Source organism: Marinobacter sp. Arc7-DN-1 (genome assembly GCF_003441595.1).
GTDB lineage: Bacteria > Pseudomonadota > Gammaproteobacteria > Pseudomonadales > Oleiphilaceae > Marinobacter > Marinobacter metalliresistant.
On record NZ_CP031848.1, the window covers coordinates 1,050,205 to 1,068,075 of the forward strand.

Below are 17,871 nucleotides of genomic sequence, written 5' to 3' on the forward strand. Positions count from 1 at the left end.
TATCAGATCGGCATGTTCATAATGTCTTCGTAGGCCCGGACCACCCGATTGCGAACCTGGGTCAGTGCTTCGAAGGAGACAGAGGATTTCTGGGCGGCAATCATAACACGGGTTATGTCCACATTCGGGTCGCCCATATCGTAAGCAGTGCGAAGTCCACCCGCGGTTTGCTGGAGGTCATTCACGTTGTTCACAGCCTTGCCCAGCATGTCGCTGAAGCTGGGGGTTTCCTGGGTTTCCTGAACCTGGCGGGGGCCGTCGACGCGGCCACGAACCGATTGATCCTGCTCGACTCGCTGGTTCTGCATCATTTGTGAACGCAGGGACCGGATATCGGACAAAACACTGTTGATGTCGGCGCGCTGAACCATAACTCTCTCCTGGCTCCGTCCTGCCACGGACGGAATTGCTCCTGGGACTCTGTTACTCCGAATTAAGCAATCAGCAGGCCAACTGAAATTTATTATTATACATCAGATGGTTACGATATATTCTCTGGGAGGCCGGGAGATCAATGACGGACTTTTGACGACGCGCCGGGTGTTACTTGAGCCCATGGCAGAAAGGAATCGAGTAGGAGGGGGAGTTACCTCCCCCGTCCTCTCACACCACCGTACGTACGGTTCCGTATACGGCGGTTCATGGCTGGCTCTGAAGCCGAGTCATCGTATCCAACAAGCTTACCAGAGACAGGCGGTTAAAGACCTTCTTGGGGAGTGCGGCATTCATATGCGATGCCCCGCTATTCCACCAAGGCCCGCGCCCGTTTGTCGCGCTTTTCCAAGCCCGTTCCTCCACCAGTCCAAGCCGCATCAGGTTGCGAGCTCGAGTGTGAACTCGCTTCCATTGTCGCCACAGGATCAGGCGGAGTCGTCGCCGTACCCACCCGTCCATCGCCTCTACCGAGCGCTTTGAGTCGGTCAGGCGGTAGTAGTTCGCCCACCCTCGCAGCACTGGATTCAGGTGTTGGATGGTGGTCAGCAGCGATCGCCCCCGTGATCGTCGGAGCAACTGACGCAGGTTGGCCTGATGAGCTTTCAGGCTCTTGGGCGCAATCCTCAGCCGAACCTGTTTGTGCCAGCTTACGCTGTAACCCAGATAGCTCCGGCGCCAAGGCCGATCCACGGCGCTTTTCTCCGTGTTGATCTTCAGGCGCAAGTGCGTTTCCAGATAGTGGGTGAGGCTGGCCATGATCCGGTGCCCGGCTCGCTTGCTACGAACGTAGATATTGCAGTCGTCCGCGTAGCGGCAGAACCGATGGCCCCGGCGCTCCAGCTCCCTGTCCAGTTCGGTCAAAAGAACATTGGAGAGCAGAGGCGAGAGCGGGCCGCCTTGTGGCGTCCCTTCCCGTCTCGGGCTGACCACCCCACCGTCCAGCATGCCGGCTTCCAGATAACGTCGGATCAGGGTCAGTATCCGGCGGTCGGTGATGCGACGAGCCAGCAGGCTCATCAGCACATCGTGGTTGACCCGGTCAAAGAACTGGGCCAGATCCAGATCGACCACCCAACGGTGGCCCTCATTGATGTGCTGCTGCATCGCCTTGACCGCCTGATGGGCACTTCTCCCAGGCCGGAAGCCGTAACTGTGATCCGAGAAGGTCGGTTCCAGCATCGGGCTCAGCACTTGGTGAAGGGCTTGTTGAATCAGGCGATCTTGTACCGTCGGAATACCCAGTACCCGTTCGCCGCCTTGCGGCTTGAGGATACTGACCCGGCGTATGGGCTGAGGATGGTAGCGTCCGGCCAATAAGCGCTCACGCACCGTTGGCCAATGCTGTTGCAGGTGGCCTTTCAGGGCCGTTGTGGGCATCTGATCGACGCCAGCTGCGCCCTTGTTGGACACCACCCGCTGATACGCACGCATCAGGTTCGGGCGCTCAAGCACCTGTTCCATCCGCGCGTTCGGCTCCGCGTTCGTCCACGAATGAGCCTCCGCGTCTGCCTCGACACGGGCACCAGTCTCTGCCGGATTCCGTCCGGCGCCTCCCTGATTGCCCTGACCCATCCGGGCCGCTTCTGTCTTCATAAGCACACCACGAGCACTCATCGCCTACTTGCGGTCAACCATGTTCAGCCCTTCAGTGTGCGGTGACACACCTACTATGGCCTCTGCTGAGTTCTGGCTTCCCATCCCCACCCCTCACGAGGTGAGTAGCACGGTGGCAGAAAACCAGACTTCCCAGGGTAAGACGCGTGACCTTCACACTTATACCCGCCGCATCTACGTTCACACCTTCTGTGCAAGTATCGGGCTTTGACGATATTGGCCGCCTTACCCGGTGTGACCGCCTCGTATGCGATTTCTGTTCGTCAGGTCAGTGTTTTGCCTGCGGCTTCCTTCAGATTCCACCTCGCGATGGACACCCTTGCCGTCCGGCTAGTGGTTCCCCTTACCGGGCCCACAGGGGACTTGCACCCCCAAGTCATCCGGCCAGCACCACCTGTACCGGAACAGCGCCCGTCAAGGCGCTACGCGCCATGCCTGGCGCACCAAAGAAAAACGGCACCCAAAAGGGTGCCAGTGAAGGAGTTCGTCTTGCAGTGGGTCAGGCCATGGCCATCTCGGCATCCAGATCGATTCCGGCATCACGCATCTGGGCCAATTTGTACCGGAGCGTTCTGGGGCTGATCCCAAGTTGCTCCGCGGCCCGGTTGCGACGCCCACGCTCTTTCCGGAGTGTCTGGATAATAATACGGAATTCCTGCTGCCTCAGATCATCGCCCAAAGATCCCGCCGCCTCAGAGTCTTCATCGTGCCGCGGCTGCGCCTGTTCCACTGCAGCCACGTAATGGCTGGAAACATCCTCCACCGGCCGGAATTGGGAAACCTCAGCCGGCGCAGCGCTGTGCATATCCGGCCGGCCGGTAATACCAAGCTCCAGGCACAGATCGCCGGCGTGAATCACGTTGCCCTGATGCAACACCAGGGCGCGCTGAATGGCATTATCCAGCTCCCGGACATTCCCGGGCCACCGATGGTTCATCAGAGCGTTCCTTGCATCCGGTGCAAAGGTGATCCCGGTAAGCTTCATTTTCCCACAATGCTTTTTCAGCAGCGACGTGGCCAGCGGCATGATGTCCAACGGCCGCTCCCGCAGGGGCTGCCAATGCATGGGGAAGACAGTCAGCCGGTAGTAAAGATCTTCCCGGAACTTGCCTTCGCGAACGTAATCCGCCAGATCCCGGTTGGTCGTAGCCACCACCCGCACATCCAGGCTGATGGTCTTTCGACCGCCCACACGTTCCACTTCCCGTTCCTGCAACACCCGCAGCAACTTGGACTGAAGCCCCAGATCCATTTCTGAGATTTCATCCAGAAGAATAGTGCCGCCGTTGGCCTGCTCGAACTTACCCGGCGAAGAAGCCACGGCTCCGGTAAAGGCGCCCTTCTCGTGGCCAAACAGAATCGCTTCCAGCATATTCTCGGGAATCGCCGCGCAATTAATGGCCACAAATGGCTGACCGGCCCTGGGGGACTGTTGGTGGATGAAACGGGCAAGCACTTCCTTACCGGTTCCGCTTTCGCCGGAGATCATCACCGTGGAATCACTGCTGGCCACTTTCGTGGCGAGCTGGAACATGCGCTTGCTGATCGGATCTTCAGCCACCGGTTCATCACCGGATTTCTGGCGTCCGCCGCCTACAACCTTGCTGACCGCATCCACCAGGAACTGCGGCTCGAACGGTTTGACCAGATAATCGGTGGCGCCCGCCTGCATGGCAGACACCGCATCGCTGATCTGGCCATAGGCGGTGATCAGCATCATCGGCAAACCGGGATAAAGACGCTGCACCTCAGCCAGCAGCTGATGCCCGGACAGACCCGGCATGTTGACGTCACTGACCACCATATCGACCGGGGACTCCGCCAGCCGCTCCAGCGCCTCACTGGCGCTCGACGCTTCCCGGACACGGAACTTCGCCAGCTCCAGCGTAGTGACCAGCGCTTCCCGCAGGTCATGGTCATCCTCAACAATCAGAATCTGGGCCTTGGCCATGGTTGCCTCCGATCAGTATTTGTTACGCAGTTGCGGTAAACGCAAAGTGGCGACAGCACCGCCCTGCTCCGGCGATTCAATGGCAAAGCGCCCCTGATGCGCCTTGACGACTGCCTGCACCACCGCAAGCCCGAGACCCGTGCCATGGGATTTGGTGGTGTAGAAGGCCTCTGCCAGCCGGCTTGCTTCAGCGGGCTGAAACCCCGGGCCGTTATCCCGGACCCGGATCACCAGCTCTCCGGCCTCCTCCGCCACCTGCACAGCAACGCGACTGGCGCCGGCTTCGAGACTGTTATTGACAAGATTGGTGCAGGCGCCAACAAGAGCGTCGCGGTTACACATCAGGCGGCACTCGTCGGAAACGTCATCCTGGAGGGTCACCTCCGCACCGGGTACCGGCCTTAACCCTTCGACCGCTGAGGCCAATGCGGAAACCAGTTTGCCGGCAGAGAGCTCCTCGGCGAGCCGGGTTTCACCGCGGGCGAAAATCAGCATATCCCGCACCTGTTGCTCGAGATGGGTCAGGCGGGACATTAAACGGGATGCGCAACGCTGGCGCATCTCTTCATCCAGGTCTTCCTGGCTGAGGTGGCCACCGTAAAGGATGGCGGCTGACAACGGCGTGCGAATCTGGTGAGCGAGAGACGCCACCATCCTGCCCATGGCGGTCAGTCGCTGGGCGTGGGCCAGCTGTGCCTGCAGATGGCGGGTTTCAGTCAGGTCGGTGAGCAGAATCAGCTGCCCGGGCTGGTTTTCCATGGTCCGGATTTCAATGCTGACCCGGCGGCCATCACTCAGAGATACCTCGTGGCCGTCATCCCGGCGCGGCGCGAAGCAGCGCCGGATCACATCAACCCAGCGGGCGCCGTCCAGGGGTTCCCCCAGCAAGGCGATGGCAGCGGGATTGGTCTGGGTCACCACGCCCTGGCTGTCGAGCACAACCACACCGGCGGGCAGCGCATTGAGCAGGGTAGATAACCGGTCTGCAAGCTGCTCCTTTTCCTCCAGCTCCTGCTGGCGCTGCAGCGATTCCTGGGTCAGCTCACCGGACAACTGGTTAACCCGGGATTCCAGAGTGCGGTAAGAGTCGGTGATCTGGCGCGACATCCGGTTAAACAGTTCCAGGGCGGAATCCACCGCCTCATCGTCCTGTTGCGGAAACAACGCGGTAACCTTGTCGTTAACGTCCGCCGCCGCGTTGGCCTTTGCGCCGCCCGCTTCGGACTGAATCACAAACTGTGCCTGACTCATAACCTGACTCCCCGATCGGCCCATCGGCCTGGGCTGTATTGTTCGGATGCTTTGTTTGCAGGTTGTTAAGCCAGCACCGTGCCAACTTGAATTTTTCTATATATTTCAGACAGAAAGGGAATTACCTGGAAGGGGGATGACAATTTTACGTCGGCCAGAAACGAGAACGGCGCCTCAGGTTACGAACCTTTGACGCCATTGCTGGAAACGCTGTCACCCCTAAAAAAGGTTTCAGGACTCTTCGGACTCCTCCTCCCGAAGCCCGTACTTGCGCACCTTCTCCACCAGGGTTGTGCGCCGGATTCGCAGCTTTTCGGCGGCCCGAGCGACCACGCCGCCCGCCTCGTCCAGAGCCTGCTGGATCAGCTGCTTCTCAAGGTTCGAGAGGTAGTCCTTCAGATCAATCCCGTTCACTGGCAGCAGCGCTGGTGCATCCAGCCCCACCAGCCCGGGTATACCCGAAGGCATTCCGGTGTCCTCAACCGGCCGGTTCTCATCGTAATCGTCAACATACCGAAATTTCTTGGGCAACTCCTGCACACCGATGACGCCGTAAGGATGCATGATGGCCAGTCGCTCCACCAGATTGGCCAGCTCACGCACGTTGCCCGGCCATTCATGGCGACAGAGACTCATGATCGCCGCCGAATTCATCCGCAGGGAGCCGCGCTTCTCCTTTTCCATCCGGGAGATCAGCTCGTTAATCAACAGGGGAATGTCTTCCACCCGCTCACGCAACGACGGCATTTCGATCGGAAACACGTTCAGCCGGTAATAAAGATCTTCCCGGAAATCCCCGGCCTCAATCATGTCCTCGAGGTGCTTGTGGGTTGCTGCAATGACCCGGACATCCGCCGACTGGGTGCGATTGCTACCCACCCGTTCGAACGTGCGCTCCTGCAGAACCCGCAGAATTTTAACCTGCATATTGAGCGGCATATCCCCGATTTCATCCAGAAACAGGGTGCCTCCCTCTGCCAACTCAAAACGCCCCACCCGGGCGGTAATCGCCCCGGTAAAGGCGCCTTTCTCATGGCCGAATAATTCACTTTCCAGCAACTCGGCCGGAATGGCGCCACAGTTCACGGGTACAAATGGTTTGTCACGGCGGGAAGAATGATAATGAAGGTTGCGGGCCACTACTTCCTTGCCGGTACCGGATTCACCGGTAATCAGGACACTCACGTCCTTGTCGGCCACCTGCTCCATCAACTGCCGTACATGCTGAACCTTGCGACTGGTGCCCACAAGGCTCCGGAAAAGCTGAAGGCCTCGCTGCTGGCCGCGCTCCCGGGAACGGCTGAACTGATCCCGGTAGACCTGCGCACGGTAAAGCGAATCCACGAACTTGGTATAGTTCAGCGGCCATTCTATGCGGGCAATAATACGGGCGCTGTCATCATCGGACACGCCTCTGAGCTCCGGATGGCCCAGCAAAAGCAGAGGAACCCCCTTAACCGCCTTGCACAGAGCTGTAATGTTGTCGGCGGCACCGGCATCTTCGCCGTTCACCACCGCCGTGGAAATATCCGAAAGGCTCTCCTCGTCGCCACTGCTCAAAAGCGCCTTCGCTTCGTCGCCGGCAAGGACCTGCTCCTCACCAATGAATTCAAGAATGGTGACCATGTCCCGCAATCTTGAATCATCCTCGCTCAGCACCAGCACTTTGTTATTTTTAGACATTCAACAGAATCTCTTGAGGGATTTGTGCGGTATTTAAGACTGTAAGGACGACTGAGTCAATTTTATGACGCTATTTTCGCGGATTTGAAGATATGTTTTGATAGGCCCTGGCCGCGCTGCGGTTCCGGTTGACACCTTTGAGGCCGGCTTCCGCTTCCTTGCGGGCAATGCGGGCAGATTCATCCGCAGCGTCAATAAACTGCTGCAGTTGCTCCAGCCGGTGCCGCACCGGCTCCGGTTCCAGCTCTCCAGTCTCCAGGGCAGCCATCAGAGGCTCAACTGCAGGCTGAACCTTGTTGTTCAGCTGTGCCAGTGCGTCCCAGTCCCTGTCCGCCAGCGCGCGACCGAGATCTGCCATCAGCCGGTCCAGGTGTTCCAGTTGAGCCTGAGAATCTGCCATTTAATTCTCCTTTAAAATCAACGTTAAACCAGAACCAAGCCGTCGGTGCAGTACCGCTCCGCCTTGAGGTCGTAAGTCGTTTCCATGGTAGTCCAGAATACCGGCTCACGGTAATAACTGATATTGTAAATCCTCTCTGCCGCCCTTTGCGAAAGACAGCTGCAGAAATTTTCTGTCAGAAATGGTACAGTGGCGGATTAATTTTCCGGGGTTAAGCCCACGTTCCGGGATCGCAGGTGTTTCATGGCCTCACAATGGCATTCACTGGTTTCGCAGAAACTGTTCCTTGCCCGGACGTTGCTCGGTCAACTTGACTGTGCAACGGACCGGAATCGGAATGAGGAACACGCACCTAACGAAGCAGAGCAGGCGTTACGTCGCGAAGCGGCGATACAGGGGGCCACGGAGTTACTCTTGAGGTCCAGGCGTCTGCTGCTGGTAATGATTGCCCGGCTATACCAGAAAAAGTCTGAAGAGCCTTCAACACTGGGCGAGCTGGCCAAGGCAATCGGAGAGGAGTCCAACGAAGTAAACCGGCTGCGGGAGATTGAGCACAGAGCCGGAAGCTGGTGGAACCATCTGGATCAGCTGGAAATGGCCCAGAGCCGGCCGCCGGCAACCCGAAAAACAGTCAGTACGGAAAATATCATCGCAGTATCCGCCGACTCAGGCCCGGACCGGTCTGCTCCGGCGTTGCTGAACACACTCAATGCCGTCAAACACTTTGCCGACGATCTGGAAGAACAGCATAGCGAATGGTAAGCGCATAAGGCTGCCCATTATCCGGATCTCAACAACTGAAAGGTTTACTGAATGTCACCATCGTTTTTTGAAATTGTACAACTGACCAATGGCGACTATGCCCTGCGCCGCATCGACGATGACAGTGCGCCGCTGGTAAAGATCTCGTTCTCGGAAGAAGCGCGGGAAATGATGGAAGACCGCGACCTGTCCGTTGCCAAGGCGATGATCGCCGCGGGTATTGAAGCTGTCGGCAACGTTGCACACGATATCGACTGGGAAGATGACGAACTGGACGCCCCGGACGCCCAGCCCTCCTACACCCTGCACTAAGCGATTAACGCTGCCTTAACACTACACCGTGGCTGTTACCCTGTGCAGACGCCTTTTGCAGGGAATCGAAGGCGGCACGGCCCAGTTTCCGGGTCCACATGACAACCGCATGGCAAGTACCTGCGCTCAGGGCACGCTCAGCCAGTTCCTGCGCAGGGTATTCCGTGGTTGAGCGGAGCACCAGCAACTCGCCGGCAATAATCCCGTGCATCTTCTGCCATTTGCTGACCAGCGCTTGAGGTGGGTCAATCCACGCCAGCCAGCGGTTCTCCTGGTTCAGCTGAGTCAGCATAGGCAGCAGCAACTGGAAGTTTTCCACCTGCCCCTGCGGCAGAATAATTTCAGTCACGTTTCCGGTAACAGGCGCTTCCGTGGCGTCCTGAGTGCGTCGGGCGCGAATAACGGAACGTTGCTCGCAGCCGGCAGCTGCCGGCACTGAACAGGACAGAGCGCTGTGTTGGTATGCCAGATTCTGGTTAAAGCTCAGTTGTTCCATAATTCACCCGTTCGTCAATAAATCCGTGGTTATCCGGCCTGATCAGTGAAGATCAGAGCGGCGGATAACACCCACACCCAGTCCTTCAATGAACAGTTCCTGTTCTTTCAGGTCTACCTCGATGGGCGCGAACTCGTCATTCTCAGCGATCAGGTAGACTTTCGGACCTTCCTTGCGAAAACGTTTAACCGTGACTTCATCACCTACCCGGGCAACGACCACCTGGCCGTTATGGACATCCTGGGTGCTGTGAACCGCCAGCAGATCGCCGTCCAGAATACCAATGTCCTTCATGCTCATACCCCGTACCCGGAGCAGGTAATCAGCCGGTGGTGAAAAGAACTCCGGCCGAAGGGTGCAGTGATCCTCAATGTGCTCCTGCGCCAGTATCGGACTGCCGGCGGCCACCTGACCAATCACCGGCAAACCCAGATCCTCTTCTGCCTCGGGCAGACGGATGCCCCGGCTTGCCCCGGGCACCATTTCAATGGCGCCCTTGCGGGCCAGCGCCCGCAGGTGCTCTTCGGCGGCATTGGCTGAACGAAAACCCAGCTCGGCCGCAATTTCTGCCCGGGTGGGCGGATAGCCGGTCTCGTCAACGTATCGGCGGATGATGTCCAGTACCTGGGACTGCCTTGCTGTAAGCTTCATTGAGCGACTCCGCTTGATCAGGGCCGGTATGTCCGTTTTCAAAGAGGGGTGCCCCGAGGGGCGCCGGCCAACCTGTTTTTATATACAGTCATTTGACTATATACAGTGTTTTATCCAGTGTAAAGTCGACACCCTGATTTTCTTGCCAGTGCTTAAGGATGACGATCAATGCCGGTGTGATATGGTGGGGCCATGACTCACTACCTACCAGGGAGCACCATGACACGGACCAAGGCCTGCAGGATGCCCGATGTTCTGAAAACCGCGGATGGAAAGGAGCGCAGGGTTGGCGTTGAAATTGAAATGTCCGGTCTGGGCTACGACGAACTGGTGGCTCTTGCCGCAAAGCTTCTGGGAGGAACACCGGTCCTCCGGTCGCGGTACGTGACAACACTGAAGACAGAGCTGGGTGAATTCACGATTGAACTGGATTCCGCCCCCATCAAGGAGCTTGATCTGGCCGATGAGCGGCTTCCCCGTTCGATTCGGGAACTGGGCGGCCAGGCCATGGATGTGATCGATGCCGCCGCGGAACGGATCGTGCCACTGGAAATCATCAGCCCGCCGCTGCCATTTACCAGTCTGGAAACGGTCGAATCTCTGGTCGATAATCTCCGCGAGGCCGGCGCCCTTGGCAGCCGTGAGGCGATCTACTTCGCCTTCGGCCTCCAGCTCAATCCCGAGCTGCCGGACCTCAGGCCGGCAACGCTGGTGCGTTATTTCCAGGCCTTCACCCTGCTGTACGACTGGCTCAAGGCCAGGCACCAGCTTGATGTCAGCCGCAAGTTCACGACCTATATCGAACCCTGGCACAGCCGATATACCGAACTGCTCATGGAAGACGACTACCAGCCGGAACTGCCGCAGTTGATGGACGATTACCTGGAGTTCAATCCAACCCGGAACAGGGCCCTGGACCTTCTGCCCCTGTTTGCCCATCTCGATCATGAACGGCTGGATCGCCACGTTCGGGACCCGAGAATCAAAAGCCGGCCAACCCTGCATTACCGGCTTCCGGATTGCGATATCAACAACCCGGGCTGGCATTTCTCATCCGTTTGGAATGACTGGGTGGTGCTCGAACAATTAGCCAGCAATCCGGACGATCTGTCGGAGATGCGCGCTCTGTTCCGTGAAGGCGGTAAACTCAACCTGCATAATCTGACCCACAGCTGGCAGGAAACCACCGAAGACTGGCTGGCCAGGAAGGGCTATGTCTGAGCCGCCTGAAACCCCCGGCCGGGAACCGGAAATACCGGGACTGACCATCGGCATCAGCGGCCCCGCACGAAAGAGCCTGGCACATCGGCTGATCGGCCTCGGCCTGAGACTGCATGGTGCCCGGACCTACTACATTCGTCCGGGCTCCCGGGTGGACGTCTCACTACTGGACGGACTGGTGCTCTCCGGCGGCACCCATGTTCATCCGGAGCGCTATGGCCAGGAGTCGCAGGTAACCGCGCGCTATGATCGCAAACGGGATGCCACCGACCAGGCGCTGCTGGAGCAGGCGGAAAGAATTGGCATACCTGTGCTCGGCATCTGCCGCGGCGCCCAGTTCATCAACGTTTTCCACAACGGATCCCTGTGCCAGAACGTGACACCTCTGCGAGTGAACACACGGCATCGCCCTCTGTTGTTACCACTACAGACGGTTCGTCTGGTTGAACCCAGCCGGCTACGGCAGGTGATGGATTCCCCGGTGATCGGTGCCAACCGGATTCACAGCCAGACCATCAAGCGCCTGGGCCGAAACCTGCGCGTTACCGCCGTCGACAACGATCTGTTTGTTCAGGCCATTGAAAACACTCGGGGCCAGTGGCTGATGGGCATTCAGTGGCATCCGGAGTATTTGCTTTACCACAGTGGGCACAGACGCATCTTCCGCAATTTTGTGGACGCCGCCCGCCGATTCAAACTGGCACGCCTGGAACCGGATACCGGCGAGGCCTGATATCAATGCTGTATGCACAGGAGGAACTTCCATGGCCGGACGGAACCAAGAGTCCCGTTGTCTTCTTACCCTGGCACTGATGGTGCCGGCTCTGACCCTGGCGGGGGAAGTCACCCTTACCGGCGAGGGCAGTGTTCGCTATGAGCCGGACAGTGCACGGCTTCAGTTTACCGCCAGCGCCGAACATGCACTCCCGCGGAAGGCGACGGAACAGGTGGCGGCTCTGGTGGCCCAATGGCGAGACGGCATCCGCCGCTATCGGGACCAGCTCGGGGAATATTCCGACTCCACCGTCCACCTTTATACCCGCACCCTGCCCCCCGAAGCACGGGGCGAAGATCCGCAAAAGCAGGCCGTGGCCTCCCAGACCATCAGCTTCAGCATCAATGACCTGACGCTGCTTAACCCCTTGTTGCAGCAGGCTCAGGCCCTGGGACTGGACTATAGCCTGGGGCCACACCAGTTTTTCCACTCCGATGAAACGGGCCTGGAACAGGAGGCATTGGCCAGGGCCATTGCCGACGCCAAAGCCCGCTGCAGTTTCGTGGCAGGCCAGTTGGACCAGACCTGCGGGGATGTCGTAACCATCAACGTCAATGGCGGCCATCGTCCCGTGCCAATGATGATGGCGGAAGCCAAAGCAATGTCGGATACTGTATCCAGCGTGGGTGAACGGGAAATCCGGGCTTCGGTCAGTGCCACCTTTGAGCTGGACTGAGCTCAGAAATCCCGGGTATAGAAGATATCCAGAGAAGCCGCCAGACCACTGGCGGCTTCCAGGTAAATATTCTTGCCAAGGTCATACCGCAGCGCGACGGTAGTAATCGGCTCGAAAATCCCCACGCCATACCGGACACTCAGTTCATCGGTCAGATAGCCACTGGCCACCACCGATGTCTGCTCACCCGAACCCTCTGCCTCGAGCGTCAGTTGTCGAATGCCAAACTCCTCACCAATCTGCCCTGTAACCTTGTTCGCCTGGGTCAGCCCCAGCGACAGCGCCGCCCGGCTCATCTGCCCCTCATCGCCCCGGCTCTGGGGTGCCCTGCCCAGAATGACATAGGACAGCGCGTCTGTCTGCGGCATATCGGGATTGGAGAAGACCTCCGTCTCGGGCGACTGCACGGGTCCGCTCAGGCGAATGCCGGCAACAACCGTATCAACGGTCCGCACTGCTTCAATGTCCAGATAAGGCTGGGTCAGATTACCGACAAACAGCAGTCGGGCCCGCCTCAGCTCAAGCTCCTGACCATAAGCCTCGTACTGGCCATTAACCAACTGAAGTGTGCCGCGCGTGTCCATGTCATTACCGATCCGCAGAGTTCCCTCAAGATCACCGGTTACCCCGAATGCCGCGAACGTGACCTTGTCTTCGCCCACCACAACCTTGACATCCATGTTCAGGGAGCGAACAACGGGCGCCTCCCGTTCAACCCCCACGATGACTTCATCCTCCGACACCGAAACCGCCTGCGCCGGCAATCCCTTGATCTCAATAGTGCCTCTCGGAACCCCAATGGCTCCGGACACCTGAAGGGAGCCCTCCCGGAACGCAATAGTGAGATCAGGCTCCACCTCCAGTTGGGCATAGGGCTCCAGGTTAAACGGCAAACGGCTGCCGGAAATGGTGATTTCACCCCGGGGTGCCTGCTGCCAGTCAAACTCACCATCGATGATCGTCCGGCTTCTGGAATTACTTTGAATCCGGCCGCTGAGCTTGGCGGAATAGCCCGCAAAATCAAGGCTGGCAACCACCTCTTCCATTGGCACTGGTAGCCGGGGATCCGACACCCTGCCGTTGGTCAGGTGCAGCACCCCGTTTACAGCGGGTCCCATCAGGGGGCCTGAGATACGGCCTCTCCCATCCACCCGGCCGGCAACTTCCTGGAGTCCCGAGAGCAGACCGGCGAGGGCAATATCGAGCCCGTCGAGCTGGAAGGTTCCGTCGACAATACGATCTTCCGAGTTTGGATCCATCGCCATATCGAGGGCAACGTCACCCAGCTTCGGGCCGGAGAGACGGGCCGCCAGACTGGCCTGCCCGGGCTTGAGACCAACCTCAGTTGTCAGCGCATCATAGGAGAGGGACTCCCATTCACCATCCACCAGCAACTGAAACTCGCCGTCTCCGGCATCAAGGAAGATCCGCCCATCAGGTCCGGCATCGGTCGTCGTAAAATTGACTTCTCCGTTTATCCGGGCATTCCAGCGCAGGGTCTCCGGCAGCAGCGGCGCCAGGGCCTGCGCCGGGAACCGGTCTATACGATAGGCAAGACGGGGCACGGGAAGCAGTGTCTGATCGTCAGCACAGACCGCGCTCTGCTGCCAGCGCCAGCAGTGATTGCCAAAGGTAAGCTCGCCTCCTGCGCTGTAGTCCAGAGCCGCCGGCGATTCCAGTTGCCAGCGCTGGGATTGCCCGGGAAGGGCGATAACACCCGTGGACAGCGCCCCCTGCCAGGTCCTCCAATCCGCCCCGGCGCCACCCTCAAATCCGAGCTCCAGATTTGCCTCGGTGTGGCTGGCGCTGATGGTCAGCCTGTGCTGTTCCTGTTTGCCACTCGCTTCCAGGACAAGCGTTTCCAGTTCCTGCCCGAATGCGCGGAGGTTACCCGCCTCCACCTGGCTCATGAGCCGAAGGCCAGATTCGAGGCGCGCCTCCAGATTCAGGTTTTCTAAAGAGAATTCGTCCCGCCAGCGCAGGTCACGGGCATTTGCCGTCAGCTCTCCGGTCGGGTCTTCCAGCGTACCTCCTGCCTTCAGCTTCGCCTCCAGACGCCCCGCCAGGCCGGACAGTAATGCTTCGGGCTCTGGCATGCTCAGGGCCAGGTCACCGCGAATGGCGTTGCCCCAGGTCCCACTACCCTCTAACCGGTTGTCGCCTATTAACATTTCCAGGCCCGACAGCTCCCAGCTTCCTGAGGAGGTATCAAGGCGGCCTGCCAGGACAGCCGGATGGGTGCGCCAGTCACCCTCCAGGCTCCAGCTCGCATTCATGGCGGGGATCGAACCGTCCCGGAACTGCCCTTCGGTAGTTACATCACCGCTGAGACTGGCTTCGAGAACCGGCATCCAGTACCCCGGATTGAATCCCTCAAGCTGAAGCGCCGCCTGCCAGGCAAGGGGCCCGGAAAAATTCACCGAGCCATTGCCGGTCAGGGAACCGGCGCCGGTGCTGACCATCAGATCGGTCAGTGTGGTTTGTTGCGTGTCGCCGTCTACGGTAGTCGATATTTCGGCGCTGCCCTGAGGGCCATCAACACCTGCGGTCAGTTCCGCGTGGTAGCTTCCCTCGCGCCAGGACGCCGAGCCATCCAGCGAGCGAAGCAAAACCGCTGGTGGTTCAAGGCCGGGAACCAGGGTATACCAGGGAAACCCGCGCAATCGTAAATCCGCATTGGCAGCCAGGCCCTGGCGCCAGTCCATAGTACCTGTCGCCACTACGGTATCCTGATCTGTCCCGGCTTCCCTGTCAGTGGCCAGCTCAATACGGATATTCTTTGCACTCCGAGCAGTCACCAGGCCCTCCAGAGAAAGCTGCACCGGTCCGGTTGTACCTGGCAGTCTGGCCTGCCCCAGGGTACGGAAGCCTTTCCGCAGACTGCCATTGGCTTCGACAAACCAGTCCTTGAGCGTGAGGGTCGCGGGCAGCGCCTCAACCGCCAGGAACTGCTTCGAAGTCACCCTGATCCGCGCTGGCAGCGCCGGATCAAGCGGCTCGACTTTGCCCGACAGTTCGGCATCCAGATAACCACGACTGCTGCCCGTGACCATCAAATCCCGGACGCTGCCCGAAAGCGTGGCATCCAGGGTCCAGTCGTCACCGTAGGGTGGCGGCAGATCTGCCGTAACCTGCAGACTGACGGGCCACTCCCTGCGGGTTTCGATCCGTCCCGACACAGCAACGGTGGTGTCATCGAGCTGATACCAGGCATGATCAATGTTCCAGTCGGCCCCGGAACCACCGGCATCCAGTTCAAACCGGTCCCATATCCTGGTGCCATTAAAGTTGAACGGCCCCATTCTTACGTTGCTGATTTTCAGGCCCAGGGGCAGATCAACTCCAGGCAGGGATATTACCCCACCAGCCCCGGATTTTTCGGCCGGAGGCAGCTGGGTAACCTCGAGCTTTTCCGCCTGCAGCATTTCCAGGCACAACTGCTTACTGAACAGGCACGAGGGCGACCAGTCCACCAGCGGCGCCTCGACAATCAACTCAACCCCATAACCCCGCCATTCCAGGTGATCGGCCTGCCATTGGCCAAACAGCGAGCCGCGGTCATTTTCGGCCTGCAAGCCCGGAATCTGGTCAATCACCCAGGCAGTACCCGTCTCCGATCGCAGGGCAAGCAGAACAGCCGCCAGCAGTAACACGGGCACCAGCAGCAAGATGCCCAGACCCAGAAGCAGCCAGAACCGGAAGCGACGGGGTCTGGTCTGCGGCGCCTGATTGTTGTCTGCCGATGTTTCCGGTGTCTGCGTCACAGCTCGGGCCCCATGGAAAAGTGAATGCGCCAGTCCCCGCCAAACTCGGGGTTCAGCCCCTTGGCAATATCCAGCCGCAGCGGCCCGACCGGGCTGATCCAGCGAATGCCAACACCGGCGCCGGTCGCCAGTGGGTCGCTCAAATCGTTGATCGCGTTACCGTGATCCACAAACAGGGCTGCACGCCACTTGTCGGCAAACTGGTACTGGTACTCGCCACTGCCAACCATCAGGTAACGCCCGCCCACCGGCACACCATTATCGTTCTCCGGCGACAGGGTTTCATAGCCATACCCGCGGACACTCTGGTCCCCCCCCGCGAAGAACCGCAACGACGGCGGCACATCCTCGAACCGGTTGGTAGCCACCAAGCCCGCCTGAAACCGGGCGAGGAATCTGTGTTTGTCCGCCAGGGTAAACAACCCCTTTGCCAGAGCATTCACGTGCAGGATATCCACATCGGACAACGCTGCCCGGTGGGAACCCGTGACATCGAACTGCAACCGGTATCCCCGGGACGGATCCAGCGGCGAGTCGGTATGAATTCTGGAGTACCCGGCCCCCGGCAGAAGAAGCGTACTCGTGCCTTTCTCATCGTTTCCGATGTTGAAACGCTCACCCTCCCAGCGCAAAGACAACACCTGCAACCAGCCGTTATCAAGCTGATGCTGCCACTGCTGGCCCAGGGTCAGCAGTTCCGATTCGACATTCTCGATATCTTCTCGCTGATAGCCAGCGGTGAGTCGGATCAGATCTGTCATCGGCGGATCCAGCGGCAATTCATACCAGGTGCTCAGGTTCTGTCTCGGCACCGAAAGTTCCGTCTCGGCACCGCGCTTGTGGCCCATGGGATTGATCCAGTGTTCCCTCCAGGTGCCCCGGAAACGGGGACCCACATCGGTCGAAAAGCCGACACCCGCCGCCACCGAGCGAGCCTCCCGCCTGGTGAGCGCAACGCGCACCGGAATTGTCCCGTTTTCGGCACGGGCCGGAGAGGCGTCAATATCCACACCACTGAAGTAGCCGCTGTTCTGCAGGTTGCTGTTGAGTCTGGCAATTTCGTCGGAATGGTAGGGAATACCCGGCTCGAAGGTGACGAACTGCCTCAGAAGACCGGTTTCGAACCAGTGGTCTTCCTCAAACGTGACCTCGCCGAGACGGTACCGCTCGCCGCTGTCATAAATCAGGGTGACAGTAGCACTCCGGGTTGCCGGGTCCACCTCCAGGGTGCGGGTGACAAACCTGCCATCAAAATACCCCCGGCGGCGGGCCCGTGTCTGGATGGTGTCCCGGAGGTTTGCATACTGGCCGTGATTGAGAATATCGCCTTCCGCGGGGGTAACCGGGAGATCGGCGCCAAACCGCTCATCGGACGCCGCCGCGCCCCTGATTTCAACCGTCCGGGAGGTGACCCTCACGGGCTCTCCGGGACTGATGGTCAATACAAGCTTTGCGGCTGTGTCCGCGTCACCTTCCTTAAGCTGCCAATCAATCGTCGGGCTGTAATAGCCGAGAGCCCGCAACGCTTGCCGCGCCTGACTGACCGCCGTGGGCGCATACCGGCGAAGATTTCCGGCACTGCGGCCTTCCACTTCACCGATAAAAGCCTCCGCATTTTTCCTGAGGTCCGGGTAATCCCCCTCCATCCGCACGTCCACCTGTTGCGCGGAAGCCCACGCAGGTATGCAGAAAAGCAGAGCCACACAAAGCCGGATCCGGCCCGAATTCACAGCTTGGTAGATTGATAGCATCCGGCTATTTCAGTGTTGGTGGTAACAAGAAGGATTTCCGTTCAAGCGTGGGAGTTTAATGGCGCACGGTCAAGTTAATCCGCCGTTGGCCGAACGGCCTCCGGGCACTGGCGTCAGGGCGAGTCGTTT

The 17,871-nt window shown here is 59.3% G+C and carries 15 protein-coding genes; 5 read left to right on the forward strand and 10 right to left on the reverse strand.

The genetic code is table 11. The features are described from left to right. Positions 1-2: 2 nt before the first annotated feature. The 6 genes from fliE to D0851_RS04915 all read right to left on the reverse strand — a co-directional run bounded on the left by fliE (position 3) and on the right by D0851_RS04915 (position 7,334). Entirely contained in the window at positions 3-371 is a 369-nt protein-coding gene (gene fliE / locus D0851_RS04890; RefSeq protein ID WP_117617619.1) for a flagellar hook-basal body complex protein FliE, read from the reverse strand. Positions 372-639: 268 nt separating this feature from the next. Next, positions 640-2,028 carry a group II intron reverse transcriptase/maturase gene (gene ltrA / locus D0851_RS04895; protein ID WP_117620284.1) on the reverse strand — a complete coding sequence of 463 codons (1,389 nt, stop codon included), beginning with the start codon at positions 2,026-2,028 and terminating at the stop codon, positions 640-642. 520 nt (positions 2,029-2,548) lie between these two features. Continuing rightward, entirely contained in the window at positions 2,549-4,000 is a 1,452-nt protein-coding gene (locus D0851_RS04900) for a sigma-54-dependent transcriptional regulator (protein WP_117617620.1), read from the reverse strand. Positions 4,001-4,012: 12 nt separating this feature from the next. Beyond that, positions 4,013-5,251 carry a sensor histidine kinase gene (locus D0851_RS04905; RefSeq protein WP_117617621.1) on the reverse strand — a complete coding sequence of 413 codons (1,239 nt, stop codon included), beginning with the start codon at positions 5,249-5,251 and terminating at the stop codon, positions 4,013-4,015. A gap of 231 nt (positions 5,252-5,482) precedes the next feature. Then, entirely contained in the window at positions 5,483-6,934 is a 1,452-nt protein-coding gene (locus D0851_RS04910) for a sigma-54 dependent transcriptional regulator (protein WP_117617622.1), read from the reverse strand. A gap of 70 nt (positions 6,935-7,004) precedes the next feature. Continuing rightward, on the reverse strand, positions 7,005-7,334 hold the full coding sequence (locus D0851_RS04915; RefSeq protein ID WP_117617623.1) for an SOS cell division inhibitor: 330 nt from the start codon (positions 7,332-7,334) through the stop codon (positions 7,005-7,007). A gap of 243 nt (positions 7,335-7,577) precedes the next feature. On the opposite strand from D0851_RS04915, the gene D0851_RS04920 reads away from it, so the two are divergent. After that, positions 7,578-8,096: a DUF6586 family protein gene (locus tag D0851_RS04920; RefSeq protein WP_117617624.1), complete on the forward strand. Its 519-nt coding sequence runs from the start codon at positions 7,578-7,580 to the stop codon at positions 8,094-8,096. Between the two features lie 51 nt (positions 8,097-8,147). Beyond that, positions 8,148-8,408, forward strand: coding sequence for a hypothetical protein (locus D0851_RS04925; protein ID WP_117617625.1), 261 nt, complete (start codon positions 8,148-8,150; stop codon positions 8,406-8,408). Positions 8,409-8,412: 4 nt separating this feature from the next. On the opposite strand, the gene D0851_RS04930 is transcribed toward D0851_RS04925, so the two are convergent. Together D0851_RS04930 and lexA are read right to left on the reverse strand one after the other, a co-directional pair. Beyond that, on the reverse strand, positions 8,413-8,904 hold the full coding sequence (locus tag D0851_RS04930) for a cell division inhibitor SulA (RefSeq protein ID WP_117617626.1): 492 nt from the start codon (positions 8,902-8,904) through the stop codon (positions 8,413-8,415). Between the two features lie 42 nt (positions 8,905-8,946). Further along, positions 8,947-9,555 carry a transcriptional repressor LexA gene (gene lexA, locus D0851_RS04935; protein ID WP_117617627.1) on the reverse strand — a complete coding sequence of 203 codons (609 nt, stop codon included), beginning with the start codon at positions 9,553-9,555 and terminating at the stop codon, positions 8,947-8,949. Between the two features lie 219 nt (positions 9,556-9,774). Between lexA and D0851_RS04940 the strand changes: the two genes are divergently transcribed. Genes D0851_RS04940 through D0851_RS04950 form a run of 3 tightly spaced genes read left to right on the forward strand, consistent with a single transcriptional unit; the run spans position 9,775 to position 12,227 of the window. Beyond that, positions 9,775-10,776, forward strand: a complete 1,002-nt coding sequence (locus D0851_RS04940) for an amidoligase family protein (protein ID WP_117617628.1) — start codon at positions 9,775-9,777, stop codon at positions 10,774-10,776. Beyond that, positions 10,769-11,509 (forward strand): gamma-glutamyl-gamma-aminobutyrate hydrolase family protein, encoded by a 741-nt coding sequence (locus tag D0851_RS04945; protein ID WP_117617629.1) that lies wholly within the window; start codon positions 10,769-10,771, stop codon positions 11,507-11,509. The genes D0851_RS04940 and D0851_RS04945 overlap by 8 nt, the downstream gene beginning before the upstream one ends. A gap of 31 nt (positions 11,510-11,540) precedes the next feature. Beyond that, entirely contained in the window at positions 11,541-12,227 is a 687-nt protein-coding gene (locus D0851_RS04950) for an SIMPL domain-containing protein (protein ID WP_117617630.1), read from the forward strand. A gap of 2 nt (positions 12,228-12,229) precedes the next feature. On the opposite strand, the gene D0851_RS04955 is transcribed toward D0851_RS04950, so the two are convergent. Next, positions 12,230-15,991: a translocation/assembly module TamB domain-containing protein gene (locus D0851_RS04955; protein ID WP_227539447.1), complete on the reverse strand. Its 3,762-nt coding sequence runs from the start codon at positions 15,989-15,991 to the stop codon at positions 12,230-12,232. Then, entirely contained in the window at positions 15,988-17,637 is a 1,650-nt protein-coding gene (locus D0851_RS04960) for an autotransporter assembly complex protein TamA (protein ID WP_117617631.1), read from the reverse strand. The genes D0851_RS04955 and D0851_RS04960 overlap by 4 nt, the downstream gene beginning before the upstream one ends. Positions 17,638-17,871: the final 234 nt, after the last annotated feature.